Genomic DNA, 1,745 nt, shown 5'->3' with positions numbered 1-1,745 from the left:
CATCGACACCGGCGACGACGACCGCCAGATGGAGTGGCTCGCCCGGGCTGTCACCATCCGCCTCGGCGGCGTCGGACACATCGCCGAGTACGCGATGACCGGAGCAGACGTGCGGCGCACGGCCGTGCCCCGCACGATCTCGATGGCACTCGCGCTCGGCCGCGCCATCCGTGTCGCCCGCGAGGAGCACCGCTCACCGTTCGAGGCGATCGCCTCGACGCTGTCCATCACCCTCTACCCGCACCTGCGCGAGCTCTGCGTCGGCAAGGTCATCGATGTCGAGCGGCGTACGACCGAGGGGTTCGCGAAGGGGCGCGCTGTGATCGCGCCGCTCGGGGCCGACGACGGAGATACGTTCGAGATCTCCTTCCAGAACGAGAACCTCACTGCTCGCCGGGGAGACACCCTCGTGGCGATCGTTCCGGACCTGATCTGCGTCGTCGACCACGAGACGGCCGAGCCGATCACGACAGAGGGGCTCCGCTACGGACAGCGCGTGCGGGTGCTCGGCATCTCCACCCCCGAGATGATGCGCACGCCGGCCGCGCTCGCCGCGTTCGGCCCCTCTGCCTTCGGTCTCGCGGCGGAGTTCGTCCCGATCGAGACGCTGACCGTGGGCGAGGACGAATCTCCCTAGGCTGGACGCATGAAGCTGCAGCGCGACGACCTCACCGCGCTCGCCCGCGGCTACGCGCTGCTCGGGTCCGGTGGCGGCGGCTCGACCACCATGCTCGAGCTGATGCTCGCCGGGGACGGGGAATGGCCGATCGAGGTCTCGCCGATCTCGGCCCTGGATCCGGCCACACCCTGTCTCGGTGTCGCGTTCGTCGGTTCCACGATGCTGCTGGGCGAGCGGCTTCCGGGGGTGGACCCCTTCGCCAGGCTCCTCAGCGCGGTGCAACGATGGATCGGACATCCGGTCTCCGCCGTGTGCTCGCTCGAGGGCGGAGGGATGAACGGCCTCGCACCGCTGACCCTGGCTGGATCGCACGTGGTCGTCGACGCGGACTGCACCGGACGAGCGGTGCCTGGACTCGACCAGATGTCGCTCTTCGTCGACCGGGTGCCCGGGCTCGTGTTCGCGTGCGACACGGGTGCCGATGGTGTCGCGCTCGTCGAGGCGCATCGTGCCATCGACGCCGAGCGCGTCGTGCGCTCGGCGATCATCCAGGCAGGTGGGGTCGGCTGCGCCGTGCTCGGCGGGTTCACGGTCGGCGATCTGAGGGAGCACGCGATCGGCGGCCATCTCGCCCATGCCCTCGAGCTCGGCAGGGCGTATCTCGGCGCCATGATCGCCCCGCTTCCCCTGCTCGCCGATGCGCTGGGGGCGCAGCTGCTCGCCGAGGGGCGCATCGTCTCGATCTCGTCGTCGACGCAGGACCCGCATGTGAACGCGGTCGAGATCAGCGGGATCGCGGGTGCCGTGCACCGGATCGTGACACGCTCGGAGACGCTCGCCGTGCTCACCGACGGGCAGCTGGTGGCGTCCGCCCCGACGATCATCGTCGTCATCGATGCGGTCTCACGGGAGATCCTCGAGGTCACCGAACTCCGCCTCGCTCGTAACGTCGCGGTCCTCGCCGTCCCCGCGCCGCAATGGTGGAACGACCAGCCTGAGCGGCGTGCGAAAGTCCTGCCGTCCGCCTACGGGCTCGACGATCTGGACGCCGCGTGAACGAGTGGCTGCAGCTGGGGGCGCTGCTCGCCCACGCCGAGAACGGCGGGCTTCGACGGGTGGCCGGGCC

Annotated in this window: 2 protein-coding genes; both read left to right on the top strand. The window is 70.3% G+C overall.

The annotated features are described in order from the left end of the window. Positions 1 to 637: DUF917 domain-containing protein (locus KZA10_RS14155; protein WP_218683202.1), on the top strand; the 637-nt coding region annotated here is incomplete at its 5' end. 9 nt (positions 638 to 646) lie between these two features. Then, positions 647 to 1,675, top strand: coding sequence for a DUF917 family protein (locus KZA10_RS14150; RefSeq protein WP_218683201.1), 1,029 nt, complete (start codon positions 647 to 649; stop codon positions 1,673 to 1,675). Positions 1,676 to 1,745: the final 70 nt, after the last annotated feature.

Origin of the sequence: Microbacterium sp. BF1 (assembly GCF_019279095.1) — a bacterium.
GTDB classification, from domain to species: Bacteria; Actinomycetota; Actinomycetes; order Actinomycetales; family Microbacteriaceae; genus Microbacterium; species Microbacterium maritypicum.
Note: the sequence above shows the minus strand (reverse complement) of the source record. Positions and strands in the feature narration are given on the sequence as shown.